The organism is Paraburkholderia sp. CNPSo 3274, from assembly GCF_024206475.1.
GTDB lineage: Bacteria > Pseudomonadota > Gammaproteobacteria > Burkholderiales > Burkholderiaceae > Paraburkholderia.
The window spans coordinates 1-17,117 of sequence record NZ_JAMBPR010000076.1; the positions used below are offsets into that span (position 1 = coordinate 1).

At 62.3% G+C, this 17,117-nt stretch carries 21 protein-coding genes and 2 pseudogenes; 17 read left to right on the forward strand and 6 right to left on the reverse strand.

Translation table 11 applies throughout. The features are described 5' to 3' along the window. Positions 1–253: 253 nt before the first annotated feature. Both M3I54_RS45490 and M3I54_RS35530 read left to right on the forward strand, forming a co-directional pair. Entirely contained in the window at positions 254–553 is a 300-nt protein-coding gene (locus M3I54_RS45490) for a group II intron maturase-specific domain-containing protein (protein ID WP_375542268.1), read from the forward strand. 312 nt (positions 554–865) lie between these two features. Continuing rightward, positions 866–970: pseudogene (locus M3I54_RS35530) on the forward strand (SDR family oxidoreductase); the annotation flags it as partial. Positions 971–1,009: 39 nt separating this feature from the next. On the opposite strand, the gene M3I54_RS35535 reads toward M3I54_RS35530, so the two are convergent. Beyond that, positions 1,010–1,924, reverse strand: a complete 915-nt coding sequence (locus M3I54_RS35535; RefSeq protein ID WP_254344251.1) for a LysR family transcriptional regulator — start codon at positions 1,922–1,924, stop codon at positions 1,010–1,012. Between the two features lie 351 nt (positions 1,925–2,275). Here M3I54_RS35535 and M3I54_RS35540 point away from each other — a divergent pair, with 351 nt between their 5' ends. The 7 genes and pseudogenes from M3I54_RS35540 to M3I54_RS35570 form a co-directional block, all read left to right on the forward strand. After that, complete coding sequence (locus tag M3I54_RS35540) at positions 2,276–2,686, forward strand: DUF3331 domain-containing protein (protein ID WP_254344253.1); 411 nt, start codon at positions 2,276–2,278, stop codon at positions 2,684–2,686. Positions 2,687–3,420: 734 nt separating this feature from the next. Then, a complete protein-coding gene (locus M3I54_RS35545) occupies positions 3,421–4,332 on the forward strand; it encodes a dioxygenase (RefSeq protein WP_254344313.1) in 912 nt (303 codons plus the stop codon). A gap of 13 nt (positions 4,333–4,345) precedes the next feature. Further along, entirely contained in the window at positions 4,346–5,095 is a 750-nt protein-coding gene (locus tag M3I54_RS35550) for an SDR family NAD(P)-dependent oxidoreductase (protein WP_254344255.1), read from the forward strand. Between the two features lie 18 nt (positions 5,096–5,113). Continuing rightward, the gene (locus M3I54_RS35555) at positions 5,114–5,995 is read left to right on the forward strand and encodes a 3-keto-5-aminohexanoate cleavage protein (protein WP_254344257.1); all 882 of its coding nucleotides are present in this window, start codon (positions 5,114–5,116) and stop codon (positions 5,993–5,995) included. Continuing rightward, on the forward strand, positions 5,992–6,531 hold the full coding sequence (locus M3I54_RS35560; protein ID WP_254344260.1) for a gamma carbonic anhydrase family protein: 540 nt from the start codon (positions 5,992–5,994) through the stop codon (positions 6,529–6,531). The genes M3I54_RS35555 and M3I54_RS35560 overlap by 4 nt, the downstream gene beginning before the upstream one ends. Before the next feature lie 43 nt (positions 6,532–6,574). Continuing rightward, positions 6,575–6,712 (forward strand): hypothetical protein, encoded by a 138-nt coding sequence (locus M3I54_RS35565; RefSeq protein ID WP_254344262.1) that lies wholly within the window; start codon positions 6,575–6,577, stop codon positions 6,710–6,712. 130 nt (positions 6,713–6,842) lie between these two features. Beyond that, positions 6,843–7,154, forward strand: a pseudogene (locus tag M3I54_RS35570) (phosphate acyltransferase); the annotation flags it as partial. Positions 7,155–7,227: 73 nt separating this feature from the next. On the opposite strand, the gene M3I54_RS35575 reads toward M3I54_RS35570, so the two are convergent. Next, positions 7,228–8,187 carry a zinc-binding alcohol dehydrogenase family protein gene (locus tag M3I54_RS35575; RefSeq protein ID WP_254344264.1) on the reverse strand — a complete coding sequence of 320 codons (960 nt, stop codon included), beginning with the start codon at positions 8,185–8,187 and terminating at the stop codon, positions 7,228–7,230. A gap of 78 nt (positions 8,188–8,265) precedes the next feature. Next, entirely contained in the window at positions 8,266–8,742 is a 477-nt protein-coding gene (locus M3I54_RS45225) for an AraC family transcriptional regulator (RefSeq protein WP_254344266.1), read from the reverse strand. A 259-nt stretch (positions 8,743–9,001) separates the two neighbouring features. Between M3I54_RS45225 and M3I54_RS35585 the strand changes: the two genes are divergently transcribed. Together M3I54_RS35585 and M3I54_RS35590 are read left to right on the forward strand one after the other, a co-directional pair. After that, a complete protein-coding gene (locus M3I54_RS35585) occupies positions 9,002–9,343 on the forward strand; it encodes a cupin domain-containing protein (protein WP_254344268.1) in 342 nt (113 codons plus the stop codon). A 21-nt stretch (positions 9,344–9,364) separates the two neighbouring features. After that, positions 9,365–10,144 (forward strand): AraC family transcriptional regulator, encoded by a 780-nt coding sequence (locus M3I54_RS35590; RefSeq protein ID WP_254344270.1) that lies wholly within the window; start codon positions 9,365–9,367, stop codon positions 10,142–10,144. Positions 10,145–10,203: 59 nt separating this feature from the next. Here the strand turns inward: M3I54_RS35590 and M3I54_RS35595 are convergent, their stop codons facing one another. Then, complete coding sequence (locus M3I54_RS35595) at positions 10,204–10,344, reverse strand: hypothetical protein (RefSeq protein ID WP_254344272.1); 141 nt, start codon at positions 10,342–10,344, stop codon at positions 10,204–10,206. A gap of 331 nt (positions 10,345–10,675) precedes the next feature. Here M3I54_RS35595 and M3I54_RS44965 point away from each other — a divergent pair, with 331 nt between their 5' ends. From M3I54_RS44965 to M3I54_RS35620, 5 genes are all read left to right on the forward strand, one after another. Beyond that, positions 10,676–10,930 (forward strand): hypothetical protein, encoded by a 255-nt coding sequence (locus M3I54_RS44965; protein ID WP_302059279.1) that lies wholly within the window; start codon positions 10,676–10,678, stop codon positions 10,928–10,930. 209 nt (positions 10,931–11,139) lie between these two features. Then, positions 11,140–11,316 (forward strand): DUF1427 family protein, encoded by a 177-nt coding sequence (locus M3I54_RS35605; RefSeq protein WP_254344274.1) that lies wholly within the window; start codon positions 11,140–11,142, stop codon positions 11,314–11,316. A gap of 241 nt (positions 11,317–11,557) precedes the next feature. Beyond that, positions 11,558–12,853, forward strand: coding sequence for an FAD-binding oxidoreductase (locus M3I54_RS35610; protein WP_254344276.1), 1,296 nt, complete (start codon positions 11,558–11,560; stop codon positions 12,851–12,853). A gap of 13 nt (positions 12,854–12,866) precedes the next feature. Further along, positions 12,867–13,424: a helix-turn-helix domain-containing protein gene (locus M3I54_RS35615; RefSeq protein WP_254344278.1), complete on the forward strand. Its 558-nt coding sequence runs from the start codon at positions 12,867–12,869 to the stop codon at positions 13,422–13,424. A gap of 627 nt (positions 13,425–14,051) precedes the next feature. Then, positions 14,052–14,330, forward strand: a complete 279-nt coding sequence (locus M3I54_RS35620) for an HU family DNA-binding protein (RefSeq protein WP_028207645.1) — start codon at positions 14,052–14,054, stop codon at positions 14,328–14,330. A gap of 230 nt (positions 14,331–14,560) precedes the next feature. Here the strand turns inward: M3I54_RS35620 and M3I54_RS35625 are convergent, their stop codons facing one another. Further along, positions 14,561–16,063, reverse strand: a complete 1,503-nt coding sequence (locus tag M3I54_RS35625) for a diguanylate cyclase domain-containing protein (RefSeq protein ID WP_375542267.1) — start codon at positions 16,061–16,063, stop codon at positions 14,561–14,563. Positions 16,064–16,183: 120 nt separating this feature from the next. Beyond that, positions 16,184–16,561, reverse strand: a complete 378-nt coding sequence (locus tag M3I54_RS35630) for a DUF427 domain-containing protein (protein WP_254344280.1) — start codon at positions 16,559–16,561, stop codon at positions 16,184–16,186. A gap of 309 nt (positions 16,562–16,870) precedes the next feature. On the opposite strand from M3I54_RS35630, the gene M3I54_RS35635 reads away from it, so the two are divergent. Next, positions 16,871–17,116 (forward strand): helix-turn-helix transcriptional regulator, encoded by a 246-nt coding sequence (locus M3I54_RS35635; protein WP_133187879.1) that lies wholly within the window; start codon positions 16,871–16,873, stop codon positions 17,114–17,116. The last annotated feature ends 1 nt before the right edge of the window (position 17,117 follow it).

Below are 17,117 nucleotides of genomic sequence, written 5' to 3' on the forward strand. Positions count from 1 at the left end.
GCTTGAAGAAGGTGGACCAGATGTTCGTGTTGAACATGGCGGCATACAACCTCGTGCGCATGCGATCACTGGCACAAATCCGCTTATAAGTGGCGGAAAGCGTGGCAAGGAGGTCAGAAGTCGGCCTCAAGCCGCCGAAAGAACGTTGAATTCGCGTTGAGATTGCACAATGCGAAAGTTTGCGACTGGCGGGCGCGTACATCGAGGCGCACCGCTTCCGCCGGGGATGTATTTCCGCAACCTGTTAAAGCGGATGAGGCAGGCCGTGCGAAGTTGGAGACTGCACCGACGCACACTGGCGACGCTGGAAGAACTTGCGCATCAATGCAACACGACGATACAAGGGTGGTGGAACTACTATGGGGCGTTCTATCGGACGGCGCTGAGCGGCTTCTTTGGCTATGTCGACCAACGGCTTGAACAGTGGGCTCGACGCAAGTACAAGAGGTTGCGGCAACACAAACGGCGTAGTCATGAATGGCTACGCAAGATGGCGGCCATCCACCCCAGGTTGTTTGTCCACTGGCGTGTCGTCGGGGTATCGGTTGGATAACGGGAGCCGTATGAGGCGAGAGTCTCACGTACGGTTCTGCGAGAGACTCGAGGTGCAACTCCTCGGGTCTACTCACCATGGATCGATGTCATGCGGCCTGGACGAGAAACTATGCGTCACGTAGACGATAGACCCAACTTGGCCATTCTCAAAAGGGCTAAGAGCCGCTTTTATAGATACGGACGATCTGACAAGCGGCCGCGTCTTCTGTGGCACTCGCCACTCAGTGACTACCGGCCTTGTTCTCGAAACGATAAATGTCTACCGTTTTCCAGATGCCAGCAGCGTTAAATGGATCTTCGAGTACCTGGCGGCACGCCCGAGGAGGTCGCGGCGCTCGTTGCGTTCCTCGCAAGCGAGGAGAGCGGATTCATTACCGGCGCGGAAGTGGCCATCGACGGCGGCTGGGCGGTTTGAGACGATCATGTGGAGCCCGCGAACGCGTAAGGACACGATTCAGTTTGCCTGTTGCCGGCCGCGCGCTTGACGGAAGTGTTCGACGGCCATGTCGACGAAAGCCTTGACCTTGAGCGGTACAAACTTTCGATTGGAATACACGATGCGAAATTCACGGTCAGGCAGTGTGTATTCAGGGAAAAGACGTTTGAGCTGGCCAGTGCCGATATCGTCTTCGACCAGATAGGCGGACAGTGTCGCGATGCCAAGACCGGCAATGGCGCATTCGCGCACCATACCGATGTTGTTGGCGTAGAACGTTGGCGTGGGGGAGACGGTGATCTTCGTGTCGTCTGGGGCATTGAACACGATGCCGTCGGCGGCATGTTCGGTTCGGAATGCAAGGTAGGGATGCTTTTCGAGTTCGGATGGATGAGTGGGCGCGCCGTTCCTGGCGATGTACTCGGGCGATGCGCAGGTGTAGTAGTCGGTGGAAGCGAGGTGACGGGAAACCAGCGTCTGGCCCGTGACGTGACGCGCCGCCAGAATGCCGAGGTCGAACTCCTCCTCGATGAGATCGACAGGCCGATCCGCAAGGGTGAGATCGATCGTGACGTTGGGGTACTCGCGCTGATAGGCGTTTAGAATGGGCGCCAGCTTGCGCAAGGAAAAGAGTGCAGGAGAAACGATTCGCAAACGTCCAGACGTGCTGATCGTATTCGACGAGAGTATCGAATACGTTTCGTCGAGCTCGCCAAGAATCTGGCGGCAGCGGTCGAGATAGATGCGTCCGGCTTCGGTGGGCGACATTCTGCGCGTGGTTCGTTGCAGCAGCCGCGTGCCCAGGTGAGCCTCCAGGTCGCTGATGATCCGGCTGATGCGCGGCACGCCTATTTCGAGCGTTTCGGCGGCGTGTGCGTAGCTGTTGACCTCGGCTACCTTGACGAACACCTTCATAGCAGTCAGAACGTCCACTGTATCCCCCACTCCGTATTTGCCTGTAACGGCAGTCGCATCGTTGCCGGTAGTGGAACTGTAATCGGCGCCCGTTTTCTTGAGCAGACAGATGATTTCGAATTTCGGACATTCCCTTAACCCGACGAAACGGGGACGTGGCCGAGGAATGGCGTTTGTGCGTACCTGTCCAGAATTCGGAAGTCGTTAAATCGCCCGTAAGACCCGTAAGTAGCGAACCGGTATGATGGTTGCAGGCGGTGCAGGGCCGTATCGCGGGTGGACGGCTAACCGTCCATTTGTGTAGTGCCTTCTATCTTCCATATCAGCTTGCGATACGTCGCAATCCTGACGATTGTTCATGGAGGGGCGATGCGAAACGATCCATGGGGACATGTGCTGGACGCGTTGGCGGCTGTGTCGCAGGCGCACGCGGCAGAGGATGAGGGCGCTCGCTGCCCGCTTTATGCAGGGCACCAGGGCGAGTGCCCGATAGCGAACCACGCCTGCAAGGGCATAAGCGACGGTTATACGGAAGCCCGAATCGATATCATCGAGCGTATCTCTCCAACGCGCCTCGTTGTTTGCTGGTGCGATGCGACCACCGGCAGGTACGGCGAGCAGCCATGGAAGCTGGGTGCTGCGCGAAACAAAACGGTTTGCGCATTGACTGGCGCGACGATCAGGCGAGGCGACAAGGTCTATCGCCCCTGGTCGCGCGGGCAGAAAAAGCCGATTAACGCCGATCAGTCGATATTGGCTTCGGTTGTGGCCGACATTTAGCTAACGGGCCAATGTCATTGCGCTGCTCATGGTTTGCGGTATTTCCGGGGGCCAGGTGCTGGGGCTGATCGGTTATCAACAGCACTTTTGCATCGGTCAAAGGAACAACGAGCAATACGTCTTCCTGATTATCGAAGGGAAATGGAAGGTTTTCGCCCGGGTTCAAGCGGCCAACCTCGTGTTCTTTCGATCCCGATCGTTGGCGTACTGACAGGACTCCCGTACTCACGCGGATCCGGCCTCCCCGCGCGTGCGAGTCTGGTTCGAAGGTCTCTCCGGCCGCAAGCGAACGGGTTTCGACGTGCAATGGCCGTTCCGGTTGTCCGTCCGTCTTCGGTTCGATGGACTGTTGCACGCTTTGTATCAACCAGCGCGGCGGTGAACAGCGCGAAAGCCGTAATCCGTATCGCCGCTCTTCCGAAAGAAAGTTTGAGCGGCGGAACATACAACGCGACGCACAGCAGTATTGCCGCAGCGCACGCCAGCAACAGTGAGTGTTTCGATCCGGACATCGTCACGCTCCGCCTGAGGGTTTTGAGTATAGGCCAACTGCGTCGCAAGGCGCCATGACCCGGTGGCCGCGAAACTGGCAGAAACTCGGAAGCGATTGTCCGCTCCGTTTGTATGGACCCGATAGCATGAAAACAAGCGGCGAAATGATCGACCGACGGCGAAAGGAATGATCGCCGGTTGCATGATCGCCTGCCGCAGGAACCCATACGGAGACTGACATGATGGATTTATCTCACCTGGACAGCATCGTTGACGACCCCGAGTCGATCACGGAAGTTGTGCTGGCCGCCATGAGCAAGACCGACGACGCGCGGTTCAAGCAGATTATCGACGCGCTGGTGCGCCACGCGCACGCATTCTTTCGTGAAGTACAACTGACGGATCGGGAGTTCGAAAAGGGACTGGAGTTCGTCAAGGCCATTGGGCAGGCGACCGTAGATGACCACAACGAGGTCGTTCTGGCCGCCGACGTGCTGGGCTTTTCGACACTCGTCACGCTGCTCAACACGGCCGATCGCGGCAACCGCACGCCCGGCGCGCTGCTCGGGCCGTTCTATCGAGGCCACTCGCCGGAGTATGCGGACGACGCTTCCATTGTGGCCGAAGGCTCGCCGGGCGCGCCGCTCTTCGTGCGCGGCCGCGTGGTGGATACAGCCGGGGCGCCTGTGGCGGGCGCCCTCGTCGACGTCTGGCAGGCTTCGCCAGTCGGGCTTTACGAAAACCAGGACCCGGACCAGCCGGACATGAACTTGCGGGGCCGTTTCCGTACCGACGCCGAAGGCTATTTCAGGTTCCGGTCCGTGCGTCCCGCCGGCTATCCGGTGCCGACTCAGGGTCCTGTGGGCCGCTTGCTCGAAAAGCAGCATCGTCACCCGTATCGTCCCGCGCATATCCACTTCGTCGTGGTCGCTGACGGTTACGAAACGCTGGTCAGCCAGGTCTTTGCCGACGATTCGGAGTACCTGGGGTCGGACGTGGTGTTCGGCGTGAACCGGGCGCTTGTCGGGAGGTTTGCCGTGCACGAGGACGGGGAGGCGGCCGTCCCCGATGTCCAGGGGCCGTACTACACGCTCGAATATGAATTTGTCGTGGCAGAAGGTACGCCTGTCTGGCCGACGCCCCCCATCAAATAACGTGGAGAACACAATGTCCAACCTTCTTGAAGGCAAAGTCGCCGTCGTTCTTGGCGGCACGGGTGGTATCGGTGTGGCCGCCGCGAAGCGGCTCGCGGGGGCTGGCGCCAGTGTCGTGGTCTGCGGCCGAGCGGACATCGAGAAAGCGCGGCATGTCGCGCAGTCGCTGCCTGGGCATGGGCACGTAGCGAAAGCCGTGTCGATTACCGAGAGCGATTCGCTTGCCGCGCTGGCGCGCGATGTCCGCGCCCTGTTCGGCCGCGTGGACATTCTCGTGAATACCGCGGGCTTTACGAAGCCGGTCAAGCACAGCGACCTCGAAGCGCTCACCGACGAGCTGATCGACGAGATCATGAAAGTGAACTGGCGAGCGCAATTCGCGGCGATCCGCGCATTCCGCGACTTGCTGGACGATTCCGGCGCGGGGCTGGTGGTCAACGTCTCCTCGATTTCGGCCACGACGGGCGTCGGCAGCAATATCGCCTACTGCGCCGCCAAGGCCGGGCTCGATGTCATGGCCGCATCGCTTGGCCGTGCGCTAGCGCCTCGCATTCGTGTGCTGAATGTGTCGCCCGGCGTGGTGGATACGAGCTTCGTGCCCGGTCGCGGCGCGGACTTCAACGACAAGGTCGCCGCGACCACGCCGCTTGGGCGTATTGGCACGCCCGACGATATCGCCGAAGCCATCGAGGCCTGTGCGACCCACCTGAAATTCAGTACCGGTACGACCATCGTTGTCGATGGCGGCCGGCGGCTGGGCTGATACGAAGCGAGGCTCACGATGCACGCACGCAAGACCATCATCACCTGCGCAGTCACGGGGAACCTGACCAAACCGGAGCAGCACCCCGGACTGCCCATTACGCCCGAGCAGATTGCCACGGCCGCACTGGAAGCGGCGCAGGCCGGCGCGGCCGTCGCTCACATTCACGTGCGCGACCCGGCGACCGGCCGTCCTTCGATGGACGTCGAACTCTATCGCGAAGTGATGCGCCTTATCCGGGCAGTCAACCCGGAACTCATCATCAACCTGACGACCGGACCGGGCGGACGTTTCATCCCAACGGATGACGATCCCAAGGTGGCGGCGCCGGGAACGACGCTGCTTCCTCCCGAAAAGCGCGTGGAGCACATCGCCGCGCTGCGGCCCGATATCTGCAGCCTCGACCTGAATACGATGAATTCGGGTGGCGACGTCGTGATCAATACGCCGAAGAATGTGCGCAAGATGGCGCACGTGATTCGCGAAGCCGCCGTCAAGCCCGAGCTGGAGATCTTCGATTCGGGCGACCTGCATCTGGCGCTCGATCTGATCAAGGAGGGCGTGCTCGACGGGCCCGGTCTGTGGACGTTCGTCATGGGCGTGAAATACGGATTCGCGGCCACGCCGGAAACATTGCTGTACGCACGCAATTTCTTGCCGCAAGGCGCGGCCTGGTCGGCCTTCGGCATCGGCCGGGCGGAGTTTCCGATCGTCGCCCAGGCGTGGCTGGCAGGGGGGCATGTCCGTGTCGGCCTTGAGGACAACATCTACGTCTCGAAGGGTGTGCTCGCGAAAAGCAATGCCGAGCTCGTTGCGCGTGCACGCGATATCGTGCTGTCGCTCGGCGGCGAAATTGCCACGACGGCTGAGGCGCGCGGGCAACTGGGGTTGAGAAAATGAGCGAGGAACAGGACGGGCAGCAGTTCGGAACGCCGTCGGTGCACAAGTCGGCATTCGTCGCCCATGGGGTATCGCTCATCGGCGACGTGCAGATTGGCGAGCGCGCCTCGATCTGGTTCAACTGCGTGCTGAGGGGCGACGTTCAGCGGATCGTCGTCGGTGCGCGATCGAATATCCAGGATGGCTCCATTCTGCATGGCACGACAAACGGTGCGCCGACGCTCGTGGGGAGCGACGTGACGGTGGGTCACGGCGCGATCCTCCACGCCTGCACGATCGAGGACCGCGCGTTCGTGGGCTTCGGTGCGCGCGTTCTCGACGGCGCGGTCGTATGCACCGGCGGCATGCTGGCCGCCGGAGCTGTCCTCACGCCCGGCAAGCTGGTAGCGGCTGGAGAACTGTGGGCTGGCAATCCGGCCCGGCTGTTGCGCCCTCTCTCGGAGAAGGAGGCAGCGGCGATCCAGGTTTCGGCGGATCGCTACGCGGCGCTCGCAAAGCGCTACATGTTCTCGAAGCCTCTCGTCATGCACTTCTAGACTAGAGGGGCGAATTCAACGTCAGGAAAACGGAAGAAGCGATATGGGAATCATCGACGAACGCACGAGGAAATTGCGCGAGGCCGCGCTCGAATATCACGAGTTCCCTGTGCCAGGCAAGGTCGCGATCGTGCCGGCCAAGCAGGTGATCAACCAGCGAGACCTCTCGCTCGCTTCTTGAAGACATCAAGGCGCCGGATTGCTTCATCGTCGAGCGGGAAGCGCGCAAGCGCATGAAGATTCCCGTCTTTCACGACGACCAGCACGGCACGGCTATCGTCGTGGCCGCGGCCGTGACCAATGGGCTGAAGGTGGTCGGCAAGCACGTAAACGTCGACCCGACGCCGGAACAGCTTGCGGAAATCACCATCATGGCCGCTAAGGAGGTGCGCCGTTTCGGCATCGAGCCGAAGATCGCGCTGTGCTCGCACTCGAACTTCGGTTCAAGCAACGCCCCTTCAGCGCAGAAGATGCATGACCTACTGGAGATCCTGAAGGGGCGCGCTCCGGACCTGCATGTGGATGGCGAAATGCACGGCGATGTGGCGCTCGACGTGGGCCTGCGCCGCGAAATTCTGCCGGACTCGACGCTGCAGGGCGAAGCAAACTTGCTCGTCATGCCGATCGTCCGTTCCGTTGCCGGAACGTCCACGCCCAGGCACCATGCCCGGGCGGGTGTGCATCCACAATGCCCGATTACATGTTGATGACAACGCGCCCCGCGGTGCCCGCCGCAACGGCGCGGTACGCGTCCTGGCCGTGCGCCAGATCGAAGCGGTGAGCGATGACGGGCGCTCTGAGCTTGCCGCTTTCAAAGCCTTCCACGAGCGCGCTCATGAGTGGCGCCGATTCGGCGGCGCCAAGTTTCGCGCTGTCCGCGCCGAAAAGTTGCGTTTCGTTGTGGTAGAAGTCGATGATGTCGAAATCCACGCGACGCTTGCCCGTAGCGCTGATCTCCACCACACGGCCGCGCCGCTTCGGCAGATGCAGCGCGGTTTCGAAGGCAACTCCGCCCACCGAGTCGTACACGACGTCCACGCCGCCGGTCAGTTCGCGAACACGGCTGACCGTGTTGTCGTCGAACGGAACGTATTCGTCGATGAGTTCCGCGGCAGGCGATCCGGCAACGGGTGCGGCAATGTCGATGCCGATTACCCGGCAGCCGCGCGCCTTGGCGATTTGCGTGACGGCGCCGCCGACGCCGCCGCCTGCACCGATGACGGCAATCGTTTCGCCTGCCTGCAGTTGTGCGTAGCTGACGGTGCCGAGCCATGCCACGACGAAGTTCACGCCGATGGCCGACGCCTCATCGTGCGTGAGCGCTTCGGGCTTGCGGGCAAGCGCGGGAAGCGGCACTTTGATGAACTGGGCGTGCGTGCCGTCACGCGTAAAGCCGATGTCGCCGCCCGTGCCCCATACTTCCTTGCCCACCCATTCGGACGGGCCGTCTACCACGACGCCGCTGAAATCCCGGCCGGGGATGCGCGGGCGCACCGTGTGGTCGAAATGCCCGGACACGTTCTTGACGTCGCTGGGATTCACCGACGCGCTGCGAACCTGAACGATGGCGCTGCTGCTGTCGCGTTCCGGCGTGGGCACGTCGACATATTCGAGAACGTCAGGTGTACCGAAGGATTTGAATTGTAAAGCTTTCATGCCATCCACTCCTGGTATTGTCATGGGCCGCTAACCTGCAACCGCTGGCGCTAGTGTAAAGCCGCGCAGCTTCGCCGTTCAGACATCCGCTTTCGAGTTATGGACAGATTGCTGCCGTGTACGCATTTCCGCGCCCGATACGCGGCAGCGTCTACTCGGGTTCGGCGAGCGTATGTCCGGGCTGAAATCGCTGGGCGAGGTCCCCAGTGCGCGCCGGAACATGTCGCTGAAACTGCTTGGCCGGTAGCCGAGAGCGCGCGCGACTGCGCTGACCGAATGCCCTTCGGCCAGCTTCGACACCGCGATCGCGAGCTGCACCTGGCGCCGCCATTCGGCGAAGCCCAGCCCCAGCGTCTGCGAGAACAGCCGGGCCAGGGTTCTCACACTGGCGCCCACAGAAGCCGCATGCTGTTCGAAGCTGATATCGATCGAGGGGTTTTCGATGACGGCCCGGCACAGCACGTCGAGCCTGCGGTCGGACTTGTCGGGTAGCGGAACACGCTGGGAATAGCGTGCTGCGTGTCCTGGCTCCAGGGCCACGAGCCGGTATGCCACGTCGAGATACGCATGATCTCTCTCGCTTTCGCGTTCCGCAGCGCTGCTTACAGCGCTTAGGTATGCGAACAGTCAGCGAATAGTCGGCAAAAACCATGCCAACATTCTTGCCTTAATGACAAGTAACACTTCCCTGCAATTGGACCCGCCCGCCCGGCATTGCCTGTCTCTCGTGGATAAAATAATGCAGTCGTTTGCATGCTGTTTGCAAGCTTGACCGGTTCGACGTTCGTCGCGCCAAAGACACGGAGACGAGCGCATGAACGTCACACGGTTCCCGCGGGCGCCGCAATACTTCCCGCCCAGTCACTTCGGGATGCGCTGCCTGCGCCTGCAAGGGCATGAAGCCGGGCCGGCTTCCGATCTCTGGATGGGCGTCTCCATCATCGAGCCGGGCGGCCATACGTCGTCCGACGCTTCGCCTGTCGAAAAGCACTACGTCGTTCTGGAAGGCGCCGTGACGGTAGTCACTGCCGAAGGCGAGTGCGTGCTCCAGCGCCACGACTCTTGCCGGCTCGCGCCAGGAGAGAGCAGAAAGCTCGAGAACCGCACGCAGAGCACAGCGCTCATTTTGCTGGCGATGCCTTTCGTCCAGCGTTGATCGGCGACGGATATTCGCTGCATGGAAATTTCGGAGTTATTCGAAGGGACAGCGTCTCAACAGCTTTCGGTTCGCAACGGCTCGGTCGCGGGCATTTTTGGCGAGCAGGGCAGTGAGATTCGCAGCGCCGGCCGCTACGTGTTCGTGTCGCAGGGTGGCGTGTGGGTACGGGTGGGGCGTTGCGCGTACGGTGTCAGCCGCCACTGGGGCCTCTGGCTGCCGCCGGCGGTCGTATGCTTTGCCTACCCGATGATGGACTCGAGCCTTGTCGAGCTTGGCGTGCCGAATGCGCTAAGCCGCCTGCTTCCCTCGACCGTGTGCGTTCCGCGCTGTCCGCGGGACTTCTGCGCGGCGCTCAAGGAGGCGGGCGCGAGAGAAAGGCACCCGGATGCCGAGCGGAGCCTCGAGTCCCAGCTCGTTTCGGCGATCACAGATGCACTGGCCATTCCCGAGCGCCTCGTCGTCACCATGCCGTCCTACGGTAGCCGGCTGGCGGTGGTCTGCGAAGCCGTACTGCGCAATCCGAGCAAGGTGGGGCAGCTCGACAAGACCGCTGCAGCGCTTGGCGTGAGTGTCCGCACGCTGGGCCGGCTCTTCAAGGAAGAGTTGGGAACGAGCGCCGCGAACTGGCGCCGGGGCGTGCAGATCGCCATGGCGTGCTGCGCGCTCGATAACGGAATTCCCGCCTCCGAGGTCGCTGCCATGCTGGGCTATGGCGCGGGCGCCTTCTCGACGTTTTTTCGCTCGCGTCTGGGCTACTCGCCGCGCGAGCAAGCCCTGGGTCGCGGGCAGCGTCGCTGAACGCAAGGCCGGCCGTTCGCGGCCAGCCTTGCTTCCTTCATCTTCACGCCGAAAACGGGCTAGATCCTTGCCACTGTCGTGTCGTCGAAATGTGCCCGGTAGCATTCCAGCGCCGTCGCGGTGTTGAATTCCCGAACCGATTTGCCGATGACCAGCGTCGCAACGATGTTGCCGATCAGGGTCAGTGTGGCGCGGCCCATCGACATGAATCGTGATTGTCGGCGGCCGCAACTCGGCCGGACAGGCGGTGGCGTATCTTGCTGAGCATGCGCGAAGCGTTCGCGTGCTGGTTCGGGGAGCCGGGCTCGAGGCGACGATGTCGCAGTATCTGATCAAGCGCCTCGCGGCGTTGCCGAACGTCGAGCTTTCGGCACACACCCGGGTTGGATGGCTGGAGGCGGAAGAACATGGGCTTTCGGCGGTCCATTGCACTTCGCCGCAAGGGCCATGCAGCATACGCACGCGACATCTCTTTCTCTTCACCGGGGCGGATGCCAACACCCGATGGCTGCGGGGCTGCGGGGCTGCGGCGTGGAACTCGACGACAAGGGTTTTGTGCTGACCGGGCAAGGCGTTGCGGGGCAGCCGCAATCCGCCGTGTTGTCGTTGGAGACGAGCCTGCCGCGCGTCTTCGCAATAGGCGACGTGCGTTCTTCTTCGATCAAGCGAGTGGCGGCCGCGGTAGGGGAAGGGGCTGCCGTGGTGGCCCAGATTCATTCCGCTCTTTCGGCGCTTTCCGCTTCGCACCAGCCACGGGGAAGCCGCGTAGCAGGCAGTGCGGATTGATGCCGCGTCTCCGTGCCCAGGAATCTTGTCCTGGAATCGAAAGTCCATGTCCGGACCATGAGCGACAGGCGCTTTAGACTTTGGCTTGTGACTACTGGCGACGACGTCGAAAGCAGCGACTAACCGAATGGAACGGGTGGCCATGCAAGCCGCTTGCCATGCGCGGCCTGCTGCGACCGGACCACTCTCCCGCCGATGCGGAAAAGATCATGAAAGCCTATTTTGTTTCGCTTGCGGTTGGTGTGCTCGTGGGGTTGCTCTATAGCGTTATGGCCGTCAAATCGCCTGCGCTGCCGACGATCGCGCTGGTCGGCCTGCTCGGCATGCTGGTGGGCGAGCATGCGATAACGCTCGCCCGCCATCTGGCCACACACGTATTCGGCTGAGGTGGCCGAGCGACCGCGAGCAAATCGACTTGAGTTCTATCGAAGATGCGAGAGCGCCTGTTCAAAGAAGTTGGGACATTCCTGCCGATTGTTAAATCGAGCGCTCAAGTGCGCAAAAACGAGCAACTTTAGTTCGCCGGACTACTCGAACTTCGCCATCGGGAATATGCCGATTTGCGCGCGTGAAAAGGTCGTGCTAGTTTTTCATGAAATTTATCATGAAAAATTTCACGCACACCCCATGTTCGCCGAATCGACTCGTCATATCGAAAGCTATTACGCACGTCACTACGCCGAGAACGGCGCGCTCCCCGAGCACCCCCCGCTGGCAGGCGATTACAACGCAGACGTGCTGGTCGTGGGCGCAGGCTTCAGTGGTCTGCACACGGCGTTGCGGCTGGCGCTGGCCGGACGTCGCGTAGCGGTCGTCGAGGCGAGCCGCGTGGCGTGGGCCGCCTCCGGGCGCAATGGCGGTCAGGCGCTGCTCGGCTGGTCGTGCGACATGCAGCCATTCGAGCAGGCGCTGGGTTTGGCGGGCGCGCGGGCGTTGTGGGACAGCATGCGCTGGGCCGGCGCCGAAGTGCGCGAGTTGCCCGCGCGGCACGGCTTCGACATCGACTACCGGCCCGGTAGCCTGTGGGCGGCGGTGCGGCGCTCGCGTGTCGCCATGCTCGAAGCCGCGCGCGACGAGGCCGCGCAGAAGTGGGGCTACGAACGCCTGCGCCTCATTGCCGAGTCGGAGATGCCGGGGTGGATCGGCAGCCGCCGTTATCGCGCGGCGCTCTACGATCCCGAGGCGGGGCATCTCGACCCGCTCAAGCTTGCGCTCGGCCTTGCGGACGCCATCGAGCGTGCGGGCGGCGTCATCTTCGAGCAAAGCCGTGTGCTCGCGTATCGCGAAACGCCGGGCGGCTACGTCGCGAGCACGCGGGAAGGTACGGTACGCGCCGGCACGCTGGTGCTCGCCTGCAATGCCTACATCGATAGGCTCGATAGCGATCTGGCAAGCCGTGTGCTGCCCGTGGGCACCTGGCAGATCGCGACGCGCAGGCTCGACCCTGCGCTTGCTCGCTCGCTTTTGCCGCGCAACAGTTGCGTGATCGACAATCAGTTCGTGCCGGACTACTTTCGCCTGAGCTCGGACGATCGACTGCTCTTTGGCGGCGCGTGCACGTATCTTGGCGGCATCCCGAAGGACATAGGCGCCGCGATCCGTCCGAGTCTCGAGCGCGCATTTCCGCAACTGCGCGGCATCGAATTCGAATATGCGTGGGGCGGTCATATCGACATCAGCATCCGCCGCACGCCCGACGTCGGTCACGAACGCAATCGCTACTGGATGCAGGGTTTTTCCGGGCATGGCATCCTGCCGACGCTCGCGGCGGCGCGTGCCGTTGCCGACGCCATCCTCGGCGAGCCGCACTTGCTCTCGCTCTATGAGCGCATTCATAATCCGCGCTTTCCGGGCGGCGAGCGCTTCGCCGCGCCGCTCGAGGCGCTCGGCAAGCTGTGGTATCGCCTGCGCGACGTCGTGTGACAGAGAGAACCGCATGGACCAGCAGGACGAAATAGAAGGCCTCGCGATCCTCATTCGCGATCTGCGCAAGCACAAGAAGGTGACGCTCGCCGATCTCGCGCAAAAAATCGGCCGCTCGGTGGGCTTTCTTTCGCAGGTCGAGCGGGGTCTTTCGCGGCCCACGGTGGCAGATCTCACGGCCATCGGCGAGGCGCTGCAGACGCCCACCACTTACTTCTATAGCGTGAGCATGCCGCGCGAACTGCCGTGGGTCACACGGCCAGGCGAGCGGCGCACGCTCTACTATGGCGGCGGCGTTACGGACGTGCTCGTTTCGCCCAGCATGTCGTCGGGTTTCTCGATGCTGGAGAGCCGGCTCGACCCCGGCGCGACGAGCGGCGAGCGCCTCGTGGACGACAGCGACGAGCAGGGCGGCTTCGTGCTCGAAGGTGAGCTCACAATCTGGGTGGACGGCAGCGACGAGCACGCGACGCTGCGGGCTAACGACAGCTTCCAGTTGCCGGCGCGTTGCCGCTTTCGCTACGCCAATCTCGCCGATGCGCCCGCGCGCGTGCTGTGGGTTTTCACCTGAGCGTCGCTGGCGCGATCGAACGCGGCGAGTCGAGGTAATCAGCATCACTGATCAATGAATTGACTGGCTACGCGATATTCTTTTGCGCAGACGACACCAAAGGCTAAAGGCGTTCAAGCTGTCTTACGTTGCGCAATTGAAAGACAGGATGCGATTCGGCCGGCCGCCATCCTCACTTTGAATGACGGCTCCGAAGCCGCGTGGCGAACCACCCGACCCGCTCGAACCGCCCGGCTGGCTCGCCGGATGCCGTACGGGCGGCGTTCCCGAAGGTGACAGCAGGCAGGCGGTTGTCCCGGCGAGGCATTTTTTTTCTGACTTGGTCAAAATCGGAAATATCGGCGATTTTCGCTATGCCTCAGACTTCATCTGCACGAATCGTTCCTGTATAAACCCGCTTGAAACCGTCGCAATGTCGTTTTTGTGCATTTTTGCCAATTTTTAACGTGGTTTTGTCTACACACTGGCTCCGTGTTGTGCTATTGATTCGGCTTTCCCGTCATGCGCACGGACCGCAAAACACGTGCCGGGCGGGCGATTGACGCGTTTCCATATGCAACGCGATTTGCCTGTTTCGCCCGCGTGAGGTAGGGTATGCAGGTTTTCTCAACTCAACATAGGTAGCAGATGAACAAACAGGAACTCATTGACGCAGTCGCCGCTAGCACGGGCGAGACCAAGGCGGCCACGGGCGCAGCCATCGACGCGATCCTCGACGTCGTCACGCGTGCGGTCACCTCGGGTGACTCCGTGCAACTGGTCGGCTTCGGCTCGTTCTCGACTGGCCAGCGTGCCGCCCGCGTGGGCCGCAACCCTGCCACGGGCGCGGAGATCCAGATTGCCGCCGCCAAGACGGTGAAGTTCACCGCTGGCAAGGCATTCAAGGATGCCGTCAACGCGTCGTGATGCCAGGTCCGCCGTCATGGCGGACGCGCGTTGCTGGCTCGCTTGCTGGCGCGCGGCGCAGCATCACGCCAGTGCGGTGGCCCGCACTCAGGCACGTGGCGTCACGCCGCTAGCCTGAGTGTGTGAAACGAGGGCGCAAGGCTCTCGGCAAGCCGGCATGGTTACATGCCGGCCGCTTTTTCTTCCCTGCTTCTCTTACGGTGTCCGAAGCGTTTCCCGCGCATCGAACCTCAGGCATCACGCGCCGCGTCGGCTTCCAACGACGTGCCGCTCATGTCGGTGCGACGGCGCTTGGCCTCGTACATCGCCGCGTCCGCTTCACGCAGCATCGCTTCCACGCTTTCGCCTTCCTCGCAGCTCGCCAAGCCCATTGAAAAGCTCAGCGTCGGTCCGCCGTAAAACTGGTTGTTCAACTCCACCAGTTTGGTGATGCTGTCCGCCACGGTTTCCGCTTCGCGCGCCTCGGCGCCGGGCATCAGCACGGCGAATTCGTCGCCGCCGATGCGCGCGGCCTGATAGGGTTTCTGGATCGCTTTCGCGAGCACTTCGCCGGCGCGGCGCAGCAACGCGTCGCCGGCCGCGTGGCCGAGCTGGTCGTTCACCGCCTTCAGGTTGTCCATATCGACGACGATCGCGCTCACCGGGAACGGCCCCTTGCGTTGCAGACGATTGAGTTCGTCCACATAGAACGAGCGGTTCTTGAGCTTCGTGAGCACGTCGTGCTTGCCGAGGAATTCGAGGTAGGCCTCGGCTTTCTTGCGCGCCGTGATGTCGGTGAGCGCGAGCAGCACGAGGTCCCACTGCGCCTCGTGGCCCGGGAACACGGAAAACTGCAGGTGCACGTTGACTTCGCTGCCGTCGAGCGCGTAGTTCACCACCTCGCGCTGCTGAAAGAGGCGGCCTTCCCAGAGATCGAGCAACTGCTCGCGGAAGTGCGGACGCATTTCGTCGCGGAACACCTCGGGCAGGCGCGCGAGCAGCGTGGCTTTGTCCGGTGCGCGAAACATGCCCAGCGTGTAGTGATTTACGTCGAGTACCTGGATTTCGCTCATGCAGCGTTCGACGAATTCGGGGTGTACGTCGGTGAAGGTGCGAAAGTCGATGATGCCCTGCTCGCGTACCTCATTGAGCAGTTCGCGTATGGCGGAGAAGTTTTCGACCCACAGCGAAACCGGCGAGTGCTCGAAAACGCCGAGCGCATATTGCTCGCTCGCGGCCGCCCGATGGCGCGCTTCTTCTAGCGCCGAGACGTCTTCGATCGCCACGAGCACGCGGCTCCAGTCGGCTTCGTGGCCCGGCAGGATCACGCCGCGCAACAGAATGTCCATGCGCCGGCCGCGCAGCGTGTAGTTCACGCTCTTGCTCTCGAACGTGGTTTGGCCGGCCCACATCTGCTCGAGCTCGCCCACGTGCGCCTGGAACATGTCGTCGCGCAGCACCTGCGGAAGATGCGCGGCGAGTTCTTCGTAGTCGCGCGCACCGTAAAGATCGAGCGTATGGCGGTTGACCTTGAGCACGCGGATGCAGGCCGAGCATTCGGCCACGCGGCGCGGATCGTCTTCGAGGAAGCGGCGCAGGTTGGTCACGCCTTGCGCGCGCCAGCGATCGAAGAGCGCGCGCAGCTGGCTATAGTCTTCGAGCCACAACGAAGTGGGCGTCACGTCGAAGAAGTCGAGCAGATCGACGCCCATGTTGGCAAAGCTGGCCGCGGTGGCCGGGGTGCCTTGTTGCATGTCGGTTGGATGTAAGGGAGCGGGGTGCGGCGGGCTGCGCCGCACGAATAACCGAATCCTGGCACACCTTGGGGCCCGAGTGGGCGTCAACGATGCAGATGTCACGTCGCCGCGGCGCGTTCAGTCGGACGTTTCGATCGAATCGACGCGATCCAGGTAGAACGCAAGATGGTCCTTGATTGCCGACACCGCTTCATGCGGCGTTTCATAGCTCCATATCGCGTTCACGGCTCGCGCGCCGCCTGGCGTGATCGAGTAGTACGAAGCCTCGCCCTTGTATGGGCACCAGCTCTTGTGTTCCGTGCGCGAGAGCAGCGACATGTCGGCGTCCTCGCGCGGTATGTAGAACACGGCGGGATAGCTCGCCTCGCGCAGCGTGAGCGCCCGGCGCGTGTCGGCGACCACGCGGCCGCCTGCTTTCACCACCACGTGCGTGCGCGCCGGTTCGACCGTGATCGGATGATCGGGGCCGGGAATCTTGACGGTCCGTGTGTCCATGGCTGGGTTCCTCGCTAAAGGGGTTGGAAATGTGGACGTTTAGCCGAATACATCATATGCAATTGCAGATTAACTGGTAGGGGAAAGCGCTGCGGGCTGTTTCAATGAGGGCGCGACTGAGTGCGACGCAATGATGAGCCTCGATATCTTCTGGTTCTTAGTACCGCCGTGCGCGGCGACTGAGCCGTATACAGGGGGCCGTCTGGTGATTATTTGTGTGAGCGATATTTCCGATTTATTCGTGTGAGTGATATTGGCAAAATATTCCCCACAGGCATATAATCGATTTATGCCTCACAGGAATGTGCCATGAAGATCATCGTCCAGACGCCAGGCGGGCTTGGCGAGATTCTGCAATCGGCCCGCAAGGCGCGCGGCATGACCCAGGCGCAGGCCGCGGCGAATCTCGGCATCGGCCAGCCGCGCCTTTCCGCGCTCGAAACCACGGGCGCCGCCAGCCTCTCGCTCGAGCAGATGCTCGCGCTTTTCGCGCTCTACGGGCTGGAACTCTGCGTGCAGTCGCGCGAGGCGGCGGCCGGCACGCCGGAGTGGTGAG